Here is a 16,314-nt window from a genome sequence, read left to right as displayed (position 1 = left end):
CTACTTTACCACTGCCCGCAACGTTTCGCGCCGCCGCCGAGGTGCGGCAGGCCGGCGCAGGCTCAAGCCCTTGGCGTTTCGCCGGAAAGCCCCGGCACTGCGGGCCTTGCGCGGCGCCGGGGCTACGGCCGCCAGGCGCTGCCGCTGTCAGGCCGTCAGCGCAGCTCGCTTACGGCGTCCTGAATCTCTGCCAGGGTGGACTTGGTCAGGTTTTTGGTCAGGGTGTGGATGATCAGCTTTTGCGTCGCGCCGTCGATCTTTTCGCGCAGCAGCCCCAAAAACTTGGGCGGGGCCACCACAATCAGCTTTTCCATGCTGTTGTCGATGCGGGCGGTGTACAAGCGTTCGGCCACTTGCTTGGCGAACAGTTCGTTTTCGCGCTGCAGCGCGGCTCCTTCCGCCGAGGCGCGCGGTGCGTTTGACGCAGACTCCTGCACCGAGGCGCCGGGGCTGTCGGTTACCAGATCTCCCTCGTGCAAACGCCCGGCGGCGTGCACCAGGTCTTCCTGCTCGATGAGCGTCAGCGCATCGCGGGTAAAAAGGCGCGCACGCGCGGTGTCGGCTACCACGATATACGTTGTCATCGTTGGGTTTTCTCCTGTTGAAAGCGGGCCTTGCCAAGTGGCCCTGGGTATCACAGACGAAAAACAAAACCGTTGGCGACTCGCTCACCATGGCAAGCGTCCTGGCGCCGGTCAACACGGCCGCGTGGGTTAAACCGCGTCCTTGCCGGTCTCGCCGGTACGAATGCGGATGACCTGCTCCAGCGGCATGACAAAAATCTTGCCGTCGCCGATCTTGCCGGTGTTGGCCACCTGGGTAATGGCCTCGATCACCTGCTCGGTGAGCACATCGTCTACCGCTACTTCGATTTTGACCTTGGGCAGAAAATCCACCACGTACTCGGCACCGCGATAAAGCTCGGTGTGGCCTTTCTGGCGGCCAAAACCCTTGACCTCGGTGACGGTAATGCCCTGCACGCCGATATCGGAGAGCGATTCACGCACGTCATCAAGCTTGAACGGCTTGATAATGGCAGAAATCAGTTTCATGACAGCTTCCTTTGACTTGATGCAAGAACTTTTGACTTGATGCGAGAGCGACGCAGCGCGAGGCCTGTCACCCCGGCGATACGGTAGCGTCAAGCATACACTGCCATCGAGCGCGAAGAAAAAACCGCACCGCGGCCGGGCGGCGCTTGTTTCGTGCATGCGTATCGGCGATGGGTTGGGTATCCTGCGGGGGAAGACCCCGCTTTTTTGCAACATCAAGGAGAATGCCATGGCCGCACAAGACCGCATCAGCCAGCTTGCCCAGCAGATCGGCGAGCGTCTACAAAACGCCTCCCAGGCGCCGGAAGACATCCACAAAGGCGTACAGCAGGCGGTGCGCGGCGCGTTTGACCGCCTGGAGCTGGTTTCCCGGGAAGACTTCGACATCCTCATGGACGTGCTCCAGCGCACCCGCGCCCGGGTAGAGGCGCTGGAAAGCCAGGTCGCCGCGCTGGAATCCGCCGTCGACCCCGACACCAAGGACGACGCTCCCGCACAGCACCACGACGCCGACAGCACTTTTCCTCGGGCCGACGACGGCCCGGCGGCCGGCAGCAAGGACGATACGGCCCAGGGCTAAGCAAGGGCCAGGCGCCGAGCGCATCCCCGGTACGCCGTGCCGGGGGTTTTTGCGCCCGGCCGTCACCGGCTGCTTTTTTCAACGGCGCTATCCCGGGGCGGCGTCTGCTACCCAGCGTCGCGGAAATCCGCTAGCGTAGTCGCGTCGAAAAAACACACGTCAACTGCGAGGGAACGCCATGACGCTTGCCATTGTGACGACCCGGGCCGGGCTGGGGCTTGAGGCCCCGCCGGTGCAGGTAGAAGTCCACCTGGCCAACGGCCTGCCGGGGCTGACCCTGGTAGGCCTGCCCGAGGCGGCGGTAAAGGAAAGCCGCGAACGGGTGCGCAGCGCGCTGGTCAACGCCGGCTTTGATTTTCCCAATACCCGGCGCATCACCCTGAACCTGGCCCCGGCGGATCTGCCCAAGGAAGGCGGGCGCTTTGATCTGCCCATTGCCCTTGGCATTCTTGCCGCCTCCGGCCAGCTGCCGGTAGAGGCCCTTGAAGGCATCGAGTGCGCCGGCGAGCTGGCGCTGGACGGCAAGCTGCGCGGGGTGCCCGGCGTACTGCCGCTGGCGCTTGCCACCAAGGCCGCCGGCAACCGGCTGATTATCCCGCAGGCGTGCGCCGACGAAGCCGCCCTTGCCGGCCGCGAGCTCACCGTGCTGCCGGCGGATTCGCTGTGGGAAGTCGTCGCCCACCTGCTCGACCAAACGCCCATTGCCCCGCATCGGCTGGCCACGCCGCCTGCGGCCAGCGCTCCCATGGCCGACCTTGCCGACGTGCGCGGCCAGCAGCAGGCCCGCCGGGCGCTGGAAGTCGCCGCCGCCGGCGGCCACAACCTGATCTTTGCCGGCCCGCCCGGCACCGGCAAGACCATGCTGGCCAGCCGCCTGCCGGGCATTTTGCCGCCGCTTGCCGACGACGATGCGCTGGAGGTCGCGGCGGTGCGCTCGGTATGCGGTATGGCGCTGGAAACCCACTGGGGCCAGCGCCCCTTTCGCCAGCCCCACCACAGCGCCAGCGCCGCCGCACTGGTGGGCGGCGGCTCCAAGCCCAAGCCTGGGGAAATCTCGCTGGCCCACCACGGCGTGCTGTTTCTCGACGAGCTGCCGGAGTTCTCCCGCCACGTGCTGGAGGTGCTCAGACAGCCGCTGGAAACCGGCGAGATTCATCTGGCACGCGCCAGCCACGAGCGCCGCTACCCGGCCAGTTTTCAGCTGGTGGCCGCCATGAACCCCTGCCCCTGCGGGCATCTGGGCGATCCGCGCAGCCGCTGCCAGTGCACCCAAAGCCAGATTCAGCGCTATCAGGCAAGGCTTTCCGGCCCGCTATTGGACCGTATCGACCTGCAGGTAGAGGTGCCGGCGCTGCCGCCGGAGCAGCTCACCGCGCACACCCAGGGCGAAGATTCTGCCAGCGTACGCCGGCGCGTGCTGGCCGCGCGCCAGCGCCAGCAACAGCGCGGCGCGCTCAACAGCCGGCTTTCGGGCAAAGCACTGGAAGCCGCCTGCGCGCTGGACGACGACGAGCGCGCCTGGCTTGCCGGCGTGCTGGAAAAACTCAGGCTGTCAGCGCGGGCCTATCACCGCGTGCTGCGCGTCGCGCTGACGCTTGCCGACCTGGAGGGCGCGCCCAAGCCCGTCCAGCCACACTTTATTGAAGCTATCGGCTACCGCCAGCTTGATCGCATGCTGAAGGGCGGTTAGCGCTGTGGGAAAGGCGTTTTTGCAACACTTCCTGCGGCGTTTTTCCTCCCCTTGGCCGGCGCCGGGCGGGTGGCCGGGCTGAACTCACGACCGGACCGAAAGACCAAGACATGAACGAGCCCCCCCGCTCCTCCGAGCCGCGCTTGCGTGGCGACCGTACCGACGCCGCCGGGGCGAAGCGCTGCCCGCCGTCTCTTGACCGCTTTTTCAACGTCTCCCGGCGCGGCTCTACCGTCAAAACGGAAATCCTTGCCGGCATTGCGACCTTTCTGGCCGGGATGTACATCATTGTGGTCAACCCCGCCGTGCTCAGCGACGCCGGCATCCCCTTCACCGCCGCACTCTCCGCGACGGTCATCATCAGCTTTCTGGGCAGCCTGGCCATGGCGCTCTACGCCCGCAATCCGATTCTGGTAGCGCCGGGTATGGGCATGAACGCGCTGTTTACCTATACCCTGGTGCTGGGCGCGGGGCTTAGCTGGGAGGTGGCACTGGGCTGCGTGTTCTGGTCCGGGGTGCTTTTTGCCGTGCTGGCGCTGTTCAACGTGCGCAAGGCGGTAATCGAGGCGATTCCGCTGTCGCTGCGCTATGCGATTACCTGCGGCATCGGGCTGTTTATCACCTTTATCGGGCTGCAAAACGCCGGCTTTATCGTGTCAAGCGAGGCCACGGTGGTCACCCTTGGCGAGATCGACGCCCACCTGGCAACGTTTTTCCTGGGGCTGATCGCCACCGCCGTACTGGTGATTCTGCGCTTTAACGGCGCGCTGGTGATGGGCATTGCGCTGACCACCCTGGCCGCTGCGCCCATGGGCCGGCTGTGGGGCGAGGAGGTGATGGTCGCCTGGACCGGCCTTGCCGCCTGGCCGGACTTCAGCGCGGTGATGCAGGTCGACGTCATGGGCGCGCTGAAGGTCGCCTATCTGCCGTTTATCTTTGTGATGCTGTTCACCAACTTCTTCGATGCCATGTCGTGTTTTATGGCGCTGGCCGAATCGGCCGATCTCAAAGACGCAGACGGCAACCCGCACAACCTCAAGCGCGCCATGACCGTGGATGCGTTCTCCTCGATCATTGCCGCGCCGCTGGGTACCAGCGCGGCACAGACGTTTATCGAATCCGGCGCCGGCGTGGCCCAGGGCGGGCGCACCGGCCTGGTGGCGCTGGTGGTCGCGCTGCTGTTTCTGCCGTTTTTGTTTCTCTCACCGCTGCTCTCGCTGGTGCCGGCCATTGCCACAGCCCCCGCGCTGGTGATGGTGGGGCTTTTCATGATGGCGCCGATCCGCAAGATCGACTGGGAGCATTTTGACCAGGCCTTCCCGGCGTTTCTGGCAATCATTCTGATGCCGCTGACCTATTCGATCACCCTGGGGATTGCCTTTGGCTTTATCAGCTTTGTGCTGATCAAGGTGCTCACCGGGCGCTTTGTGGAGATCAAACCGGCCATGTGGATCACCGCCGCGCTGTCGGTGGTGATGCTGCTCACCACCTAAGCGCGCGGCCGATCGGGCCACTCCGGGCGTTTGATGCCGCAGCCTTTGATCACAATCTGAATGAGAAACTGCGTGATCTCCTCCAGGTCGTCATCGTCAAGCGTTTGGCGGCCGGTAATGCCCAGCACCTGGGACTCAAAGTCGGCGTAGTGCTGGGTCGACGACCAGATCAAAAAGATCAGCCACACCGGATCTACCGGATCCATCAGGCCGCGCTCGGTCCACTGGCGAAACACCGCCGCGCGGTCTTTGACCCACGCGCGCAGATCACCTGCCAGATACTCCTGCAAAAACGGCGCGCCGCCGAGAATCTCGCTGGCAAACAGCCGCGAGCCTTCCGGGTGGCTGCGCGCCAGGCGAATCTTGGCGCGAATAAAGGCCGAAACCACCTCCACCGGGTCATCATCGGGAGAGATGCGATCGAGCATCGCGTTCCAGCGGGCCATCATGCGCTCAAGCAGGCGCACGTACAGCGTGCGCTTGCTGCCCATGTAATACAGCACGTTGGACTTGGGCAGACCGGCCTGCCGGGCAATGTCCTGAAGGCTGGCACCGCGGTAGCCGTGACGGGCAAATACGCCCTCGGCCGCCTGCAAAATCGCCTGCTCGTTGCGCCGGCGAATGGCACCGGCCTGCTGTTCGTGGGGGAAATCCGCCTTGGCCATGGTTCTCGCTTTGTTAGGCGGCCCGCCCGTGGGCGCGCCAAAGAAAAGCCAAAGCTTGCCTGAAAAGCCGTCGCCAAGGCAATGCAGACGCCCTGCGAAGCGGGCCACGGCGCTACCGCCGGCCGCGCTCGCCGGCGAGCGTTGCTTGCGGTGTGGCCCGCTGCTCCAAAAAGCCCCCCAGCTCGGCAAACAGCGCCTCGCGTATCGGCAGGGCTTCGTTGACCAGGTGATGGCACGCCCGGGGATGGCGGTAGATCTGCGCCCGGGGAAACTTCTCCGCCATAGCCGCCAGGTTATAGCGCCAGTCAACGGTGCGATCCTGTTCGCCCTGCAGCATCAGCGTTGGAAGCTCGCAGGGCGCATACCGCTTGAACCGGGCCATCCAGCGCCGCATCGCCGCCACCCACACAAGGCTAAGCTGCCAGTGCTGCAGCGGATCGTGCCGGCGAATAAAGGCCACAAAGGCCGCATCGTGGGAGTTGGGCCGGTAGCGTCTGGCTATCGTGCGCGTAAACGGGTGAACCAGACGATGCAGGGCGCTGGCCCGGTGCCAGCCCCAGGGGCGCACCAGCGGGGCCAGCAGCGCAAGCCCCGCCCAGGGCGCGACGCGCGGGCGCTCTAGCGCATCGGTTGCCAGTATCGCCGCGCCGGTACTTTGGCCGATACCAAGCCAAGGGCCGGGGGCTAGCGTTTGGGCCTGCACCGCCGCCTGCACGGTGCGCAAACACGCAACGTACGCGGCAAAATCATCGATCGCTGCGTGCTCACCGCTGGAAAGCCCGTGGCCGGGCAGATCCCACAGCACCACCTGAAAGCCCCGGGCCAGCAGCATCGCCAGCAGGTGGCGATAAAGCCCCGCGTGATCAAAGTAGCCGTGCACCACAAACACCGTGCCCCGCGGCGCCGGCGGCGCCCACACCTGACACCACAGCACAAACCGCCCTGCCGGCACCATGCCGGCATACACCTCGCGGGCCTGATGGCGGCAAGGCGTTAGCCCATAGCGCTGCAGATACGGTGCCACGGCATCCGCCAGGGCACGCTTTTGCCCCAGCGCTGCCAACCCTTCGCCGGCCGTCGCGCCAAACGCGGCCCGCAGCGCACTAAACTCGTCCATCCGCCTCTCCTCTCCAAACGCTGCCCGCACAGGCCGGGCAACAGCGGTCAAAACGGTCAAAAACAACGGTCAAATACGGTGGTTCATCGTCATTTAGTCGAGGGTCACGCCCCCTTCCGGGCCGCGCTATTTACATGCCTGCGCATTTGTGGAATTATTTTCCGCAAATGGATTTGCCGGTATTCGGGGCCGTGTCGCCATGGCCACGCCGGCCGGCATAGGGCAGCACTTGCATTCACCATGGCCGTGGCAGGCCTCGGTACTCTTGGGTACCACAGCGGGCCACGGGCACGCTAAGGGAGAGTTTTCATGAGCGAGCGTATCACGCGTCACCGTTTACAGGTGTCAGCCGACCTGGACCGCTTCATCAACGAGCAGGCACTGCCGGGAACAGGCGTTCACCAGGACGCTTTCTGGGAAGGCGTCGATGCCCTGTTTCACGACCTGACGCCGAAAAACCGTCAGCTGCTTGAAAAGCGCGACGCGCTGCAGGAAAAGCTCAGCGCCTGGCACCGCGACAACCCCGGCCCGATTACGGACATGCCGGCCTACCGCCGCTTTCTTACCGACATCGGCTATCTGACCGATGTCCCCGAAAGCGTCACCACCACCACCGCCAACGTGGACCCCGAGCTTGCCTCCCAGGCCGGCCCGCAGCTGGTCGTGCCGGTCAACAACGGCCGCTACGCGCTCAACGCCGCCAACGCCCGCTGGGGCAGCCTCTACGACGCGCTCTACGGCACCGACGTCATCGCCGAAGACGACGGCGCTGACATCACCCGCGAGTTCAACTTCAAGCGCGCCGACAAGGTCATCGCCTATGCCCGCGGCGTGCTCGACCAGGTGGCACCGCTGGCCGACGGCTCTCACCGCGACGCCACCCGCTACGCCGTCCGCGACGGCAAGCTGGTCGTCACGCTGGACGGCGGCGGTGAGACCGGCCTCAAAGAGGCCGACAAGCTGGTCGGCTTTAACGGCGACGCCGCCGACCCAAGCTCTATTCTGCTGGTCAACCACGGCCTGCACGTGGAAATCCAGATCGACGGCGACAACTTCATCGGCAAAACCGACCCGGCGCGCGTCAAAGACGTGGTCATGGAGGCCGCCACGTCCACCATCATGGACTGCGAAGACTCCATCGCCGCGGTAGATGCCGAAGACAAGGTCGGCGTGTACCGCAACTGGCTTGGCCTGATGAAAAGCGACCTGCAGGAATCCGTCGAAAAAGGCGGCAAGTCCTTTATTCGCGAGCTGCGCGGGGATCGCACCTGGCAGGGCGTTGACGGCAGCGACGTAACGCTTCAGGGCCGCGCGCTGATGTTTATCCGCAACGTCGGCCACCTGATGACCACCCCGGCCATCCTCGACGACCAGGGCAACGAAGTGCCCGAGGGCCTTCTTGACGCGGTGATGTCGTCTCTGATCGCCATGCACGACCTGCAAAAACCCGCCGACCAGCCGCGCAACTCGCGCACCGGCTCGGTGTACATTGTCAAGCCGAAAATGCACGGCCCGGAGGAAGTCGCTTTTGCCAACGAGCTGTTCGGCCGCGTCGAAGACCTCCTCGGCCTGGCGCGCGACACGCTGAAAATGGGCATCATGGACGAAGAGCGCCGCACCAGCGCCAACCTCAAGGCCTGCATCAACGCCGCAAGCTCTCGGGTGGTCTTTATCAACACCGGCTTTCTCGACCGCACCGGCGATGAAATGCACAGCGTCATGGAAGCCGGCCCGATGGTGCGCAAGGGCGATATGAAAGCCACCGCCTGGCTTAACGCCTATGAGAAAAACAACGTGCAGACGGGCCTGGCCTGCGGCCTGCGCGGCCGCGCCCAGATCGGCAAGGGCATGTGGGCCATGCCCGATCTGATGCACGACATGCTGGAACAGAAAATCGGCCATCCCAAGGCCGGCGCCAATACCGCCTGGGTGCCCTCGCCAACGGCGGCAACGCTACATGCGCTGCACTATCATCAGGTAGACGTTGACGCCGTACAGCACGAGCTGGCAAGCCAGGAAGAGACCGACCTGCTTGACGATCTGCTGAGCATCCCGGTCGAGCCCGATCCGAGCTGGAGCGCTGACGCTATCCAGCAGGAGCTGGACAACAACTGCCAGGGCATTCTCGGCTACGTGGTCCGCTGGGTGGAACACGGCGTAGGCGTCTCCAAGGTGCCCGACATCCACAACGTCGGCCTGATGGAAGACCGCGCCACGCTGCGCATCTCCAGCCAGCACATTGCCAACTGGCTGCATCACGGCATTGTGGAACACGCCCAGGTCGAGGAAACGCTCAAGCGTATGGCCAAGGTCGTCGACGAGCAAAACGCCGGTGACCCGAATTACACGCCGATGACCTCGCACCTGGACGATTCCACCGCGTTCAAGGCCGCGTCCGATCTGATCTTCAAGGGTCTGGAACAGCCCTCCGGCTACACCGAACCGCTGCTTCATCAGTGGCGCCAAGTGGAAAAAGCCAAGGCGCAGTAAACGTCATCAATCGCCAAAGCCCCCTCAAGGCCCTGCCCTGAGGGGGCTTTTTTATGCCTGCCGGCAGCGCCCGGAGCGCCAGGCCGTTACGCCCAGCGCCAGCCATCCGGCGATCAGCAAAAGGCCGCCCAGCGGCGTCACCAGCCCAACGCTGAGCCCGCCCAGCGCCAGGGCGTAGAGCGAGCCGGAAAACGCCGCCGTTCCTCCAAGCCACAGCGCAATCACCGGGCAAAGGGGCAGGCGCGGGGCCAGCTGCTGCCAGACCAGCGCCCCCATCAGCGCAAGCGTATGCCACATCTGGTAGCGCACGGCGGTGTTAACGGTGGCAATGGTCGACTGCTCCGCCCAGGACGCCATGCCGTGGGCGGCATACGCTCCCAGCCCCACCGCCGTGGCACCCAGCAATGCCACCAAGCCCCACGCCGCTTTGTGCCACGGCCCCAGCGCGCCGCTCGCAGGCGGCCTATCCAAGCCAGGCCGATCATCGTTTACGGGCATAAGACACTCCTGAAAAAACACGTCTGGAAAACGGCTACAATAGCACCCCGTCAGGGCGGCCCGGGCGCGTTGACGGTTTTTCGCGCCCGGCGCTTGCGATACTCACCCAAGCGGTAGGAAAATAATGCCATGACACAGCATACCATCGCGCTTAACGGCGAACCCTACACCGTAAAGCCCCGGGCCAGCGCAGCCGATCTGGTCGAGCAGCTTGGCCTTGGCGGGCGTCGCATTGCCGTTGAGATCAACGAAGAAATCGTCCCTCGCAGCCGGCTGGCCGAAACGCGCCTGGCCAGCGGCGACAAGGTCGAAATTGTGCATGCCATCGGCGGCGGCTAGCACGTACACAAAGGAAGGCTTATGACCACACTGCATGACGCGCCGCTGACCGTTGCCGGCCGCGAATTCCGCTCTCGCCTGCTGGTCGGCACGGGCAAGTATCAAGACTTCGCCGAGGCCGGTGCCGCCATCACGCAGAGCGCTGCGGAGATCGTCACCTTTGCCGTGCGCCGCACCAACCTGGGCCAAAACGCCGACGCGTCGAACCTGCTCGATCACATATCGCCAAAACGCTACACCCTGCTGCCCAATACCGCCGGCTGCTACAGCGCCCGGGAGGCCGTGCGCACCTGCCGGCTGGCCCGGGAGCTGCTCGACGGCCACAGCCTCGTCAAGCTTGAAGTGCTGGGCGACGATGAGACCCTCTATCCCAACGTCAGCGAAACCCTTAAAGCGGCACAGACGCTGCTCGACGACGGCTTCGATGTCATGGTCTACACCAGCGACGACCCCATCGTCGCCCGGGAGCTTGAGGCCATGGGCTGCGCGGCCATCATGCCGCTGGGCTCGCTGATCGGCTCCGGCCACGGCATTCAAAACCCGCATAACGTGCGCCTGATCGTCGAGCGCAGCCGCGTGCCGGTGCTCATTGACGCCGGCATCGGCACCGCCTCGGACGCCGCCATGGCCATGGAGCTGGGCTGCGACGGCGTTCTGCTCAACTCCGCCATTGCCCAGGCCAACGACCCGGTACGCATGGCGCGCGCCATGCAGCAGGCGGTACAGGCCGGGCGCGACGCCTTTCTTGCCGGGCGCATGCCGCGGCGCCAGAGCGCCGATCCTTCCACCCCTTTTGCCGGCCGTATCAACGGCTGACGGACACCCAGCGCAACATGACAGACACAGACACACACGCACCGCCTCACAGCACCACCGGCCCGGAAAGCGCAGATGCCCCGCTGCACCGGCGCGGCATTAAAAGCTATGTCACCCGCGCCGGGCGCATGACCCAAGCGCAAACGCGCGGGCTAACCGACATCTGGCCACGGCTGGGGCTATCCATTGCCGACGGCTGCCAGGATCTCGACGCGCTTTTCGGCCGCCGTGCCCCGCGGGTGGTGGAGATCGGTTTTGGCATGGGCACCTCGCTGATTGAACAGGCCGAGCGCCACCCCCAGACCGACTTTATCGGCATCGAGGTCCACGCCCCGGGCGTGGGCAAGCTGCTCGACGAGGCTGACAAGCGCGGCCTGCGCAATATTCGCGTCTACCGCGAAGATGCCCTGGCCGTGCTGGAGCAATGCCTGCCCGCCGACAGCGTCGACACGCTGCAGCTGTTTTTTCCCGATCCCTGGCCCAAGACCAAACATCACAAGCGGCGTATCGTGCAGCCGGCGTTTGTCGCGCTGGTACGCTCGCGGCTGGCCATCAACGGGCAGTTTCATCTGGCCACGGACTGGGAGCCCTACGCCGAGTGGATGGCCGAGGTGCTGGATGCAGCACCCGGCTTTACCAACACCGCCAGCGGCGATAGCGCGCCTTACGTGCCGCGCCCGGCGTTTCGCCCGCTGACCAAGTTCGAACAGCGCGGCGAAAAGCTGGGGCACGGCGTTTGGGATCTGATCTACCGCCGCATCGGCTGAATCTGGCTTTGCCGCAGCGCTTGGCGGCACAAAAAAAACCGCTCCCGGAGGAGCGGTGCAAAGCCGTGAATCGCTATCTTGAATAGCAATGAGAGGGAGAATCCGTGGCAGCCAACTGGCGGTGGCTGCCGTGGCCGTGGCGCCTCATTACGTGCCACGCCTTTACTGTAAAACGTCGCATTTTATACGTCAATACAAATGCGAACGCTTTTTATTTACTTTTCAGGCAACCAGCCGCAGCCATAGCGGCAGCGTCACCATCGCCAGCAGCGTCTGTCCGGTAATAATCGCGGCCATCAGCTCGGCATCGCCGCCGAGCTGGCGCGCCAGGATATAGGCCGACGTGGCGGTGGGCAGCGCAGCGAACAACAGCGCCACATCCCGGGCAACCGGGTCCAGCCCCACCCCCCAGGCCAGCGCCAGCGCAAGCCCCGGCATCAATACCAGCTTAATGGCAAGCGCTGCCAGCACCCCTGGGTTCAGCCGCATCAGCGCTGACAGGCGCAGCGCCACCCCCACCGCCAACAGCCCAAGAGGCAGCGCCGCGCGCCCCACCAGTGAGACGGCCTGCTCGCTCCAGCCGGGTAGCCCGGGGCCGGCAAGGTTGAGCCCCACGCCCAGCAGGCAGGCGAGAATCAGCGGGTTTTTCATCACCGCCAGCGCGCTTTTTTTCACACCGCCGCGCCCCAGCGTGCCGGCGGCCACAAAGCCCGCCACGCAGATCACGTTGACCGTGGGCACCATCAGCGCCAGTGCCACCGCCGCCACCGTCGCCCCCGGGCCTGCGTGCAGCGCCGCCGCGCCGGCGACGCCTACGTAGCTATTAAAACGCAGCGCGCCCTGAAACACCGAGGTGAACGCCGCCGCTTCCAGGCCCAAACGCTGGCGCAGATGCCATAGCCCCCAGGCAAACACCGCCATCGCTCCCAGCAGCACGGCGGCCAGGCGCACTACGGGCACCTGGCGGATATCGGCCGTGGCCAGCGTCGCGACCAGCATGGCGGGGAACAGCACAAAATACACCAGCCGCTCAAGCTGCGGCCAGAAAGCCGCCGGCAGAAAACGGCCGGCACCCAGCACAGCGCCCAGGGCGATCAGCGCAAACAGCGGCAGCAGGGCCTCCATAATTTCGCTCACCCGTCTCTCCTTGGCTTTTGCCGTCTTGTTTGGCGCTTAGCTCCCGGACGCTGGCCCTGCGACATCCCAGCACAGGGGAGCGGCCATAATAGCTGCTATCATGCCGGTATCCATGCTGCCTTCCGGGCGCCTTTACGTCCCACGACTCAGGTCGCTGTGAATGTTATATCCGTCATGCACGCTACCACGTGCTCTGCCATGAAAAAGACGTCCGATCCTGCCGGCCGGCCGTCTTTTCCCGTACTGCCAACGCTGATCCTGGTCACCGGCCTCGCTTTGGCCGCGTTTGGCTGGTACGCCCTGTCCCACTGGCTGCACGGTAGCGAGGAAACCGCCTGGTACCCGCCTGCAAAAGGCTGCAATCTGCATCAGGAAAGCTGTACGGCCGTGCTCGGCGAAAAAGGTCAGCTCACCTTTACCGTCGCCACCGCGGACGGGCGCATCGAGGCGCTGGAAATGCTGCCGCTGGAAGTGACCGTTCAGGGCATCGACGCCCGCAGCGCCACGGTGGACTTTATCGGCCGCGAGATGGACATGGGCCTTCATCGCTTTGTGCTGCAGGCGCGCCGCGAAGATCGCTTTACCGGCCAGGGGCAGGTGGGCCTTTGCGTTCACGACGTGATGCCCTGGCGTGCCCGGGTCGTGGTGGATACACCGGATGGGCGCATCGGCAGCTGGTTTGATTTTGACGTGGTCAAAAGCTGACCCGCGCAGTGCACAGGTCAAACAGCAGCTAGTCGCGTGCGACGGCCTCTTGCAGGCGCTCAAGCATGGCCAGCAGCGCGCCGGCCTGGGTACCCTCCCGGGTATCGTGAAGCGGGTAAAGCTGCCAGGAACTCTCGGCAAACCCCCACCAGTCCCAGCAGCCCTGCGGGTTAGCCAGAGTGCTTTCGGCCCGAGGATAGAGCACTACCTCGTTATGGGCATCGGCCCAGGCGTTGAGCCCCGTCTGCCCGGCAAAGGCTTTTCCTTGCGTGGCCGCGTTCGCGTTACAGCCGTGCAGGGCAAGCGTCGCCCCGCAGCCGCCGTCCGTGCAGGCCTCAGGCACGTAGACGTAGCCGGTATCGGCAAGCCCCCGGGCGTTGAAATCGCGCTGATCGAAGGCGCGCAGCGCACCCGCCTCGGGCGCGCTGCGTAACGCCCGCTGCGGGTACAGCCAGTTCATCATCTCGCCGGCCACCGGCGCCGGCGGCCAGCCGTGGCCGGCGTCAGCGTCATTCACCTTCTTGACTCGGGCGTCACCCAGCCAGCCCTGAAGCTGCTCGGCCAGCAGATCACCCAGTATCGGGGCCACAACGTCGTCCTGCTGGCCGTGCCAGACATAGCCACGCAGCCGGCCAAGGGCGGCGTCGTCTCCCACCTGTCCCCGAGACTGATAGTCCGCGCGGCGGGCGTCAAGCGCGGCCAGCGACGGCTCGCCGCGCCGGACCATCATGCACTGGTTAAGCGCCAGGCTGAGCTTGCCCTGGGCGCAGCCCCAGGGGCCGGCCCCCAGCGCTCCCAGGCCGTGAAAGCGCTCGGGCCAGGCCACCGCCAGCTGGGTCGCCATATAGCCGCCTGATCCCATGCCCACCGCGCTTGCCGCCTCGCTTATCGTGCCCAGCGCCGGCAGCGCCGGGGGCGGCGATACCTCCTCTGCTGCGATTACCGATAGCGGCAGCGCCAGACCGGCCGCTGCTAACAGCCGGGGCACGCTGTGGCTCACACTCGCCGGGGCCTGCATGACTATTCGACGTCCAGCAGTTCAACGTGGAAGATCAGCACCTTGTTGGGGCCGATGGGGCCCTGGCCGCGCTCGCCGTAGGCCAGATCGGCGGGAATGTAAAGCTTCCACACGTCGCCTTCGCTCATCAGCTGCAGCGCCTCCTGCCAGCCTTTGATCACCTGATTGACCTTGAAGCTGACCGGCTCGCCGCGCTCGATGGAGCTGTCAAACACGGTGCCGTCGCGCAGCGTGCCTTCATAGTCCACCTTGACGCTGTCATCGGCGGCCGGCGTTGCGCCATCGCCTGATTCAAGCACTTCGTACTGCAGGCCGGAGTCGGTCACGGTGACCTCCTCACGCTCGGCGTTTTCTTTCAGGAAGGCTTCGCCCTGCTCAAGATTTTCCGCTGCCAGCGCGGCGGCTTCCTGCTGGCGGGCCTGCATAGCGTTTTGCTGAAAGGCCGCCAGCGCCTCTTTCATTTCGTCTTCGCCAAGGGCCAGCTCGCTGCCCTCGAAGACATCGCGCATCCCTTGGCTGAAGGTATCGATATCCAGCTCTTCGATATCGGCATGCATGCTTTTTCCCAGGGTGACGCCAAGGCTATACGCCAGACGCTCGTCGTCTGTCTGCGGCGCGGCAAGCGCCAGCGGTGCCGCTACCAGGGCGGCAAACGGAATAGCGGTTAGCAATGTTTTCATCGGGGCACCTTTTTTATTGCAACGTAGAGGGCAACTACACGGAAAGTACGCGCTCCACGCTACCTTAACAGGGCAGTCCGTCCAGCGCATCTGCGCGCCTGACGCACCGGCACAGCCCGATGCCGCAGCCTTGACACAGCGGCAGGATTCCTCTTCTCTACACATGTCATTACAAAAAGGAGCACATCATGAAACTGCACAAACTGGTTGTCGGTATTACCGCATGTGGCCTGCTCAGCGCCGCCGCCGCGGCAAACGCGGAAACATGGCGTTTTGGCTTGGAAGAAATCGAAGGCAGCGTGCAGCACGGCTATGCCGTGGAGTTCAAAAAGCTCATCGAAGAAAAATCCGGCGGTGACATTACCGTCAACCTGCTGCCCTACGGCACCTGGGGCTCCTCGTATACCGCGCTTTACGACGCCGTACAAAGCGGCGCTATTCAGCTGGGCTTCGGCTCCGGGGCGCTGGGCGGCACCGTACCGGAAAGCCAGCTGCTGAGCCTTAACTTCGTCATGCCGGCCGACCAGATGAAAACGGCCGAGGTGCTCAACTCCGACGCATTTCTCAAAAGCGACGCCTGGCAAGCATCGTTTCGCCAGCGTGGCCTGGTGCCGCTTGCCGAGCTCGCGGAAGGCTACCAGGTGTGGACGACCAACAAGGCCATCAACAAGCCCGAGGACATGGAAAGCCTGCAGATTCGCGTAATGGATAACAGCCTACTGCGTGAAGGCTACAAAGCCTACGGCGCAGCGCCGATCTCCATTGCCTACGGCGAGCTTTACAGCGCGCTGCAGCAAGGCCAGGCAGAAGGCAACATTCAGCCGGTATTCGCCCACGAGGAAATGGGCTTTTACGAAGTGCAGGACTACATGATCTTTGCCAAGCAGGCCCAGTTCGTTGCCACGCTCATGGCCAACGAAAACTGGTACGAAGACCTCAGCGACGATCAGCAGTCCATGCTTGATGCCGTGACCGACGAGCTCGTCGAGAAGGGCTACCGCATCCAGGAGCAGTTCAACTCCGAGCGCCTGCAGACCATCAAGGACAAAAGCGACATCGAAATCATCGAGCTCACCGAAGAGCAGCGCGACGAGTTCCGCAAGCTGGCCAAGCCGGTACGCCAAAGCTTTGTCGACGACGTCGGTGAACGCGGCGGCGAAGCGCTGGACAAGCTGCTGACAGCGTTTGACAGCGCCGAAGGCGAAGAAAGCAGCGAGCAGTAAAGCCACGCAGCCTGAAAGCCATGCAGCCTGCGCAATAGAAAGCC

At 64.5% G+C, this 16,314-nt stretch carries 17 protein-coding genes; 9 read left to right on the top strand and 8 right to left on the bottom strand.

Going from position 1 to position 16,314, the window contains the following annotated elements:
- Positions 1–155: 155 nt before the first annotated feature.
- Together ABD654_RS10540 and ABD654_RS10535 are read right to left on the bottom strand one after the other, a co-directional pair.
- Complete coding sequence (locus ABD654_RS10540; protein WP_344704845.1) at positions 156–584, bottom strand: host attachment protein; 429 nt, start codon at positions 582–584, stop codon at positions 156–158.
- A 129-nt stretch (positions 585–713) separates the two neighbouring features.
- Positions 714–1,052, bottom strand: a complete 339-nt coding sequence (locus ABD654_RS10535; protein ID WP_344704844.1) for a P-II family nitrogen regulator — start codon at positions 1,050–1,052, stop codon at positions 714–716.
- Between the two features lie 229 nt (positions 1,053–1,281).
- On the opposite strand from ABD654_RS10535, the gene ABD654_RS10530 reads away from it, so the two are divergent.
- The 3 genes from ABD654_RS10530 to ABD654_RS10520 all read left to right on the top strand — a co-directional run bounded on the left by ABD654_RS10530 (position 1,282) and on the right by ABD654_RS10520 (position 4,815).
- Positions 1,282–1,632: an accessory factor UbiK family protein gene (locus ABD654_RS10530; protein WP_344704843.1), complete on the top strand. Its 351-nt coding sequence runs from the start codon at positions 1,282–1,284 to the stop codon at positions 1,630–1,632.
- 178 nt (positions 1,633–1,810) lie between these two features.
- Positions 1,811–3,322 carry a YifB family Mg chelatase-like AAA ATPase gene (locus ABD654_RS10525; RefSeq protein WP_344704842.1) on the top strand — a complete coding sequence of 504 codons (1,512 nt, stop codon included), beginning with the start codon at positions 1,811–1,813 and terminating at the stop codon, positions 3,320–3,322.
- 110 nt (positions 3,323–3,432) lie between these two features.
- Positions 3,433–4,815: an NCS2 family permease gene (locus tag ABD654_RS10520; RefSeq protein WP_344704841.1), complete on the top strand. Its 1,383-nt coding sequence runs from the start codon at positions 3,433–3,435 to the stop codon at positions 4,813–4,815.
- Here ABD654_RS10520 and ABD654_RS10515 read toward each other — a convergent pair.
- A complete protein-coding gene (locus ABD654_RS10515) occupies positions 4,812–5,480 on the bottom strand; it encodes a TetR family transcriptional regulator C-terminal domain-containing protein (protein ID WP_344704840.1) in 669 nt (222 codons plus the stop codon). The genes ABD654_RS10520 and ABD654_RS10515 overlap by 4 nt on opposite strands.
- A 112-nt stretch (positions 5,481–5,592) precedes the next feature.
- On the bottom strand, positions 5,593–6,597 hold the full coding sequence (locus ABD654_RS10510) for an alpha/beta hydrolase (RefSeq protein WP_344704839.1): 1,005 nt from the start codon (positions 6,595–6,597) through the stop codon (positions 5,593–5,595).
- Positions 6,598–6,906: 309 nt separating this feature from the next.
- Between ABD654_RS10510 and ABD654_RS10505 the strand changes: the two genes are divergently transcribed.
- A complete protein-coding gene (locus ABD654_RS10505) occupies positions 6,907–9,087 on the top strand; it encodes a malate synthase G (RefSeq protein ID WP_344704838.1) in 2,181 nt (726 codons plus the stop codon).
- A gap of 51 nt (positions 9,088–9,138) precedes the next feature.
- Here the strand turns inward: ABD654_RS10505 and ABD654_RS10500 are convergent, their stop codons facing one another.
- Positions 9,139–9,498, bottom strand: a complete 360-nt coding sequence (locus ABD654_RS10500; protein WP_344704837.1) for a DUF423 domain-containing protein — start codon at positions 9,496–9,498, stop codon at positions 9,139–9,141.
- Between the two features lie 216 nt (positions 9,499–9,714).
- Between ABD654_RS10500 and thiS the strand changes: the two genes are divergently transcribed.
- The 3 genes from thiS to trmB are packed head-to-tail and all read left to right on the top strand — an operon-like array spanning position 9,715 to position 11,507.
- Entirely contained in the window at positions 9,715–9,924 is a 210-nt protein-coding gene (gene thiS, locus ABD654_RS10495; RefSeq protein ID WP_344704836.1) for a sulfur carrier protein ThiS, read from the top strand.
- Positions 9,925–9,945: 21 nt separating this feature from the next.
- Entirely contained in the window at positions 9,946–10,740 is a 795-nt protein-coding gene (locus ABD654_RS10490) for a thiazole synthase (RefSeq protein WP_344704835.1), read from the top strand.
- A gap of 17 nt (positions 10,741–10,757) precedes the next feature.
- The gene (trmB, locus tag ABD654_RS10485; protein ID WP_344704834.1) at positions 10,758–11,507 is read left to right on the top strand and encodes a tRNA (guanosine(46)-N7)-methyltransferase TrmB; all 750 of its coding nucleotides are present in this window, start codon (positions 10,758–10,760) and stop codon (positions 11,505–11,507) included.
- A gap of 222 nt (positions 11,508–11,729) precedes the next feature.
- On the opposite strand, the gene ABD654_RS10480 is transcribed toward trmB, so the two are convergent.
- Positions 11,730–12,632, bottom strand: a complete 903-nt coding sequence (locus ABD654_RS10480; RefSeq protein ID WP_344704938.1) for an AEC family transporter — start codon at positions 12,630–12,632, stop codon at positions 11,730–11,732.
- Positions 12,633–12,842: 210 nt separating this feature from the next.
- Here ABD654_RS10480 and ABD654_RS10475 point away from each other — a divergent pair, with 210 nt between their 5' ends.
- Positions 12,843–13,349 (top strand): hypothetical protein, encoded by a 507-nt coding sequence (locus tag ABD654_RS10475; RefSeq protein WP_344704833.1) that lies wholly within the window; start codon positions 12,843–12,845, stop codon positions 13,347–13,349.
- Between the two features lie 28 nt (positions 13,350–13,377).
- Here the strand turns inward: ABD654_RS10475 and ABD654_RS10470 are convergent, their stop codons facing one another.
- Both ABD654_RS10470 and bamJ read right to left on the bottom strand, forming a co-directional pair.
- Positions 13,378–14,349, bottom strand: a complete 972-nt coding sequence (locus ABD654_RS10470) for a PHB depolymerase family esterase (protein ID WP_344704832.1) — start codon at positions 14,347–14,349, stop codon at positions 13,378–13,380.
- A 20-nt stretch (positions 14,350–14,369) separates the two neighbouring features.
- The gene (bamJ, locus tag ABD654_RS10465; RefSeq protein ID WP_344704831.1) at positions 14,370–15,047 is read right to left on the bottom strand and encodes a BamJ family beta-barrel-assembly machinery protein; all 678 of its coding nucleotides are present in this window, start codon (positions 15,045–15,047) and stop codon (positions 14,370–14,372) included.
- Between the two features lie 188 nt (positions 15,048–15,235).
- Here bamJ and dctP point away from each other — a divergent pair, with 188 nt between their 5' ends.
- Positions 15,236–16,270 (top strand): TRAP transporter substrate-binding protein DctP, encoded by a 1,035-nt coding sequence (gene dctP, locus ABD654_RS10460; protein WP_344704830.1) that lies wholly within the window; start codon positions 15,236–15,238, stop codon positions 16,268–16,270.
- Positions 16,271–16,314 lie beyond the last annotated feature (44 nt).

The sequence above is a fragment of the Halomonas cibimaris genome (genome assembly GCF_039537045.1).
Taxonomy (GTDB): Bacteria; Pseudomonadota; Gammaproteobacteria; order Pseudomonadales; family Halomonadaceae; genus Vreelandella; species Vreelandella cibimaris.
The sequence above is the reverse complement of the archived record's forward strand: the minus strand, read 5'-3'. Positions and strand labels throughout refer to the sequence as shown.

What these genes read in the sequence shown, in the direction of transcription:
- ABD654_RS10540 (WP_344704845.1), bottom strand. Translation starts at nt 584, where the DNA reads ATGACAACGTATATCGTGGTAGCCGACACCGCGCGTGCGCGCCTTTTT.
- ABD654_RS10535 (WP_344704844.1), bottom strand. Translation starts at nt 1,052, where the DNA reads ATGAAACTGATTTCTGCCATTATCAAGCCGTTCAAGCTTGATGACGTG.
- ABD654_RS10530 (WP_344704843.1), top strand. Translation starts at nt 1,282, where the DNA reads ATGGCCGCACAAGACCGCATCAGCCAGCTTGCCCAGCAGATCGGCGAG.
- ABD654_RS10525 (WP_344704842.1), top strand. Translation starts at nt 1,811, where the DNA reads ATGACGCTTGCCATTGTGACGACCCGGGCCGGGCTGGGGCTTGAGGCC.
- ABD654_RS10520 (WP_344704841.1), top strand. Translation starts at nt 3,433, where the DNA reads ATGAACGAGCCCCCCCGCTCCTCCGAGCCGCGCTTGCGTGGCGACCGT.
- ABD654_RS10515 (WP_344704840.1), bottom strand. Translation starts at nt 5,480, where the DNA reads ATGGCCAAGGCGGATTTCCCCCACGAACAGCAGGCCGGTGCCATTCGC.
- ABD654_RS10510 (WP_344704839.1), bottom strand. Translation starts at nt 6,597, where the DNA reads ATGGACGAGTTTAGTGCGCTGCGGGCCGCGTTTGGCGCGACGGCCGGC.
- ABD654_RS10505 (WP_344704838.1), top strand. Translation starts at nt 6,907, where the DNA reads ATGAGCGAGCGTATCACGCGTCACCGTTTACAGGTGTCAGCCGACCTG.
- thiS (WP_344704836.1), top strand. Translation starts at nt 9,715, where the DNA reads ATGACACAGCATACCATCGCGCTTAACGGCGAACCCTACACCGTAAAG.
- ABD654_RS10490 (WP_344704835.1), top strand. Translation starts at nt 9,946, where the DNA reads ATGACCACACTGCATGACGCGCCGCTGACCGTTGCCGGCCGCGAATTC.
- trmB (WP_344704834.1), top strand. Translation starts at nt 10,758, where the DNA reads ATGACAGACACAGACACACACGCACCGCCTCACAGCACCACCGGCCCG.
- ABD654_RS10480 (WP_344704938.1), bottom strand. Translation starts at nt 12,632, where the DNA reads ATGGAGGCCCTGCTGCCGCTGTTTGCGCTGATCGCCCTGGGCGCTGTG.
- ABD654_RS10475 (WP_344704833.1), top strand. Translation starts at nt 12,843, where the DNA reads ATGAAAAAGACGTCCGATCCTGCCGGCCGGCCGTCTTTTCCCGTACTG.
- bamJ (WP_344704831.1), bottom strand. Translation starts at nt 15,047, where the DNA reads ATGAAAACATTGCTAACCGCTATTCCGTTTGCCGCCCTGGTAGCGGCA.
- dctP (WP_344704830.1), top strand. Translation starts at nt 15,236, where the DNA reads ATGAAACTGCACAAACTGGTTGTCGGTATTACCGCATGTGGCCTGCTC.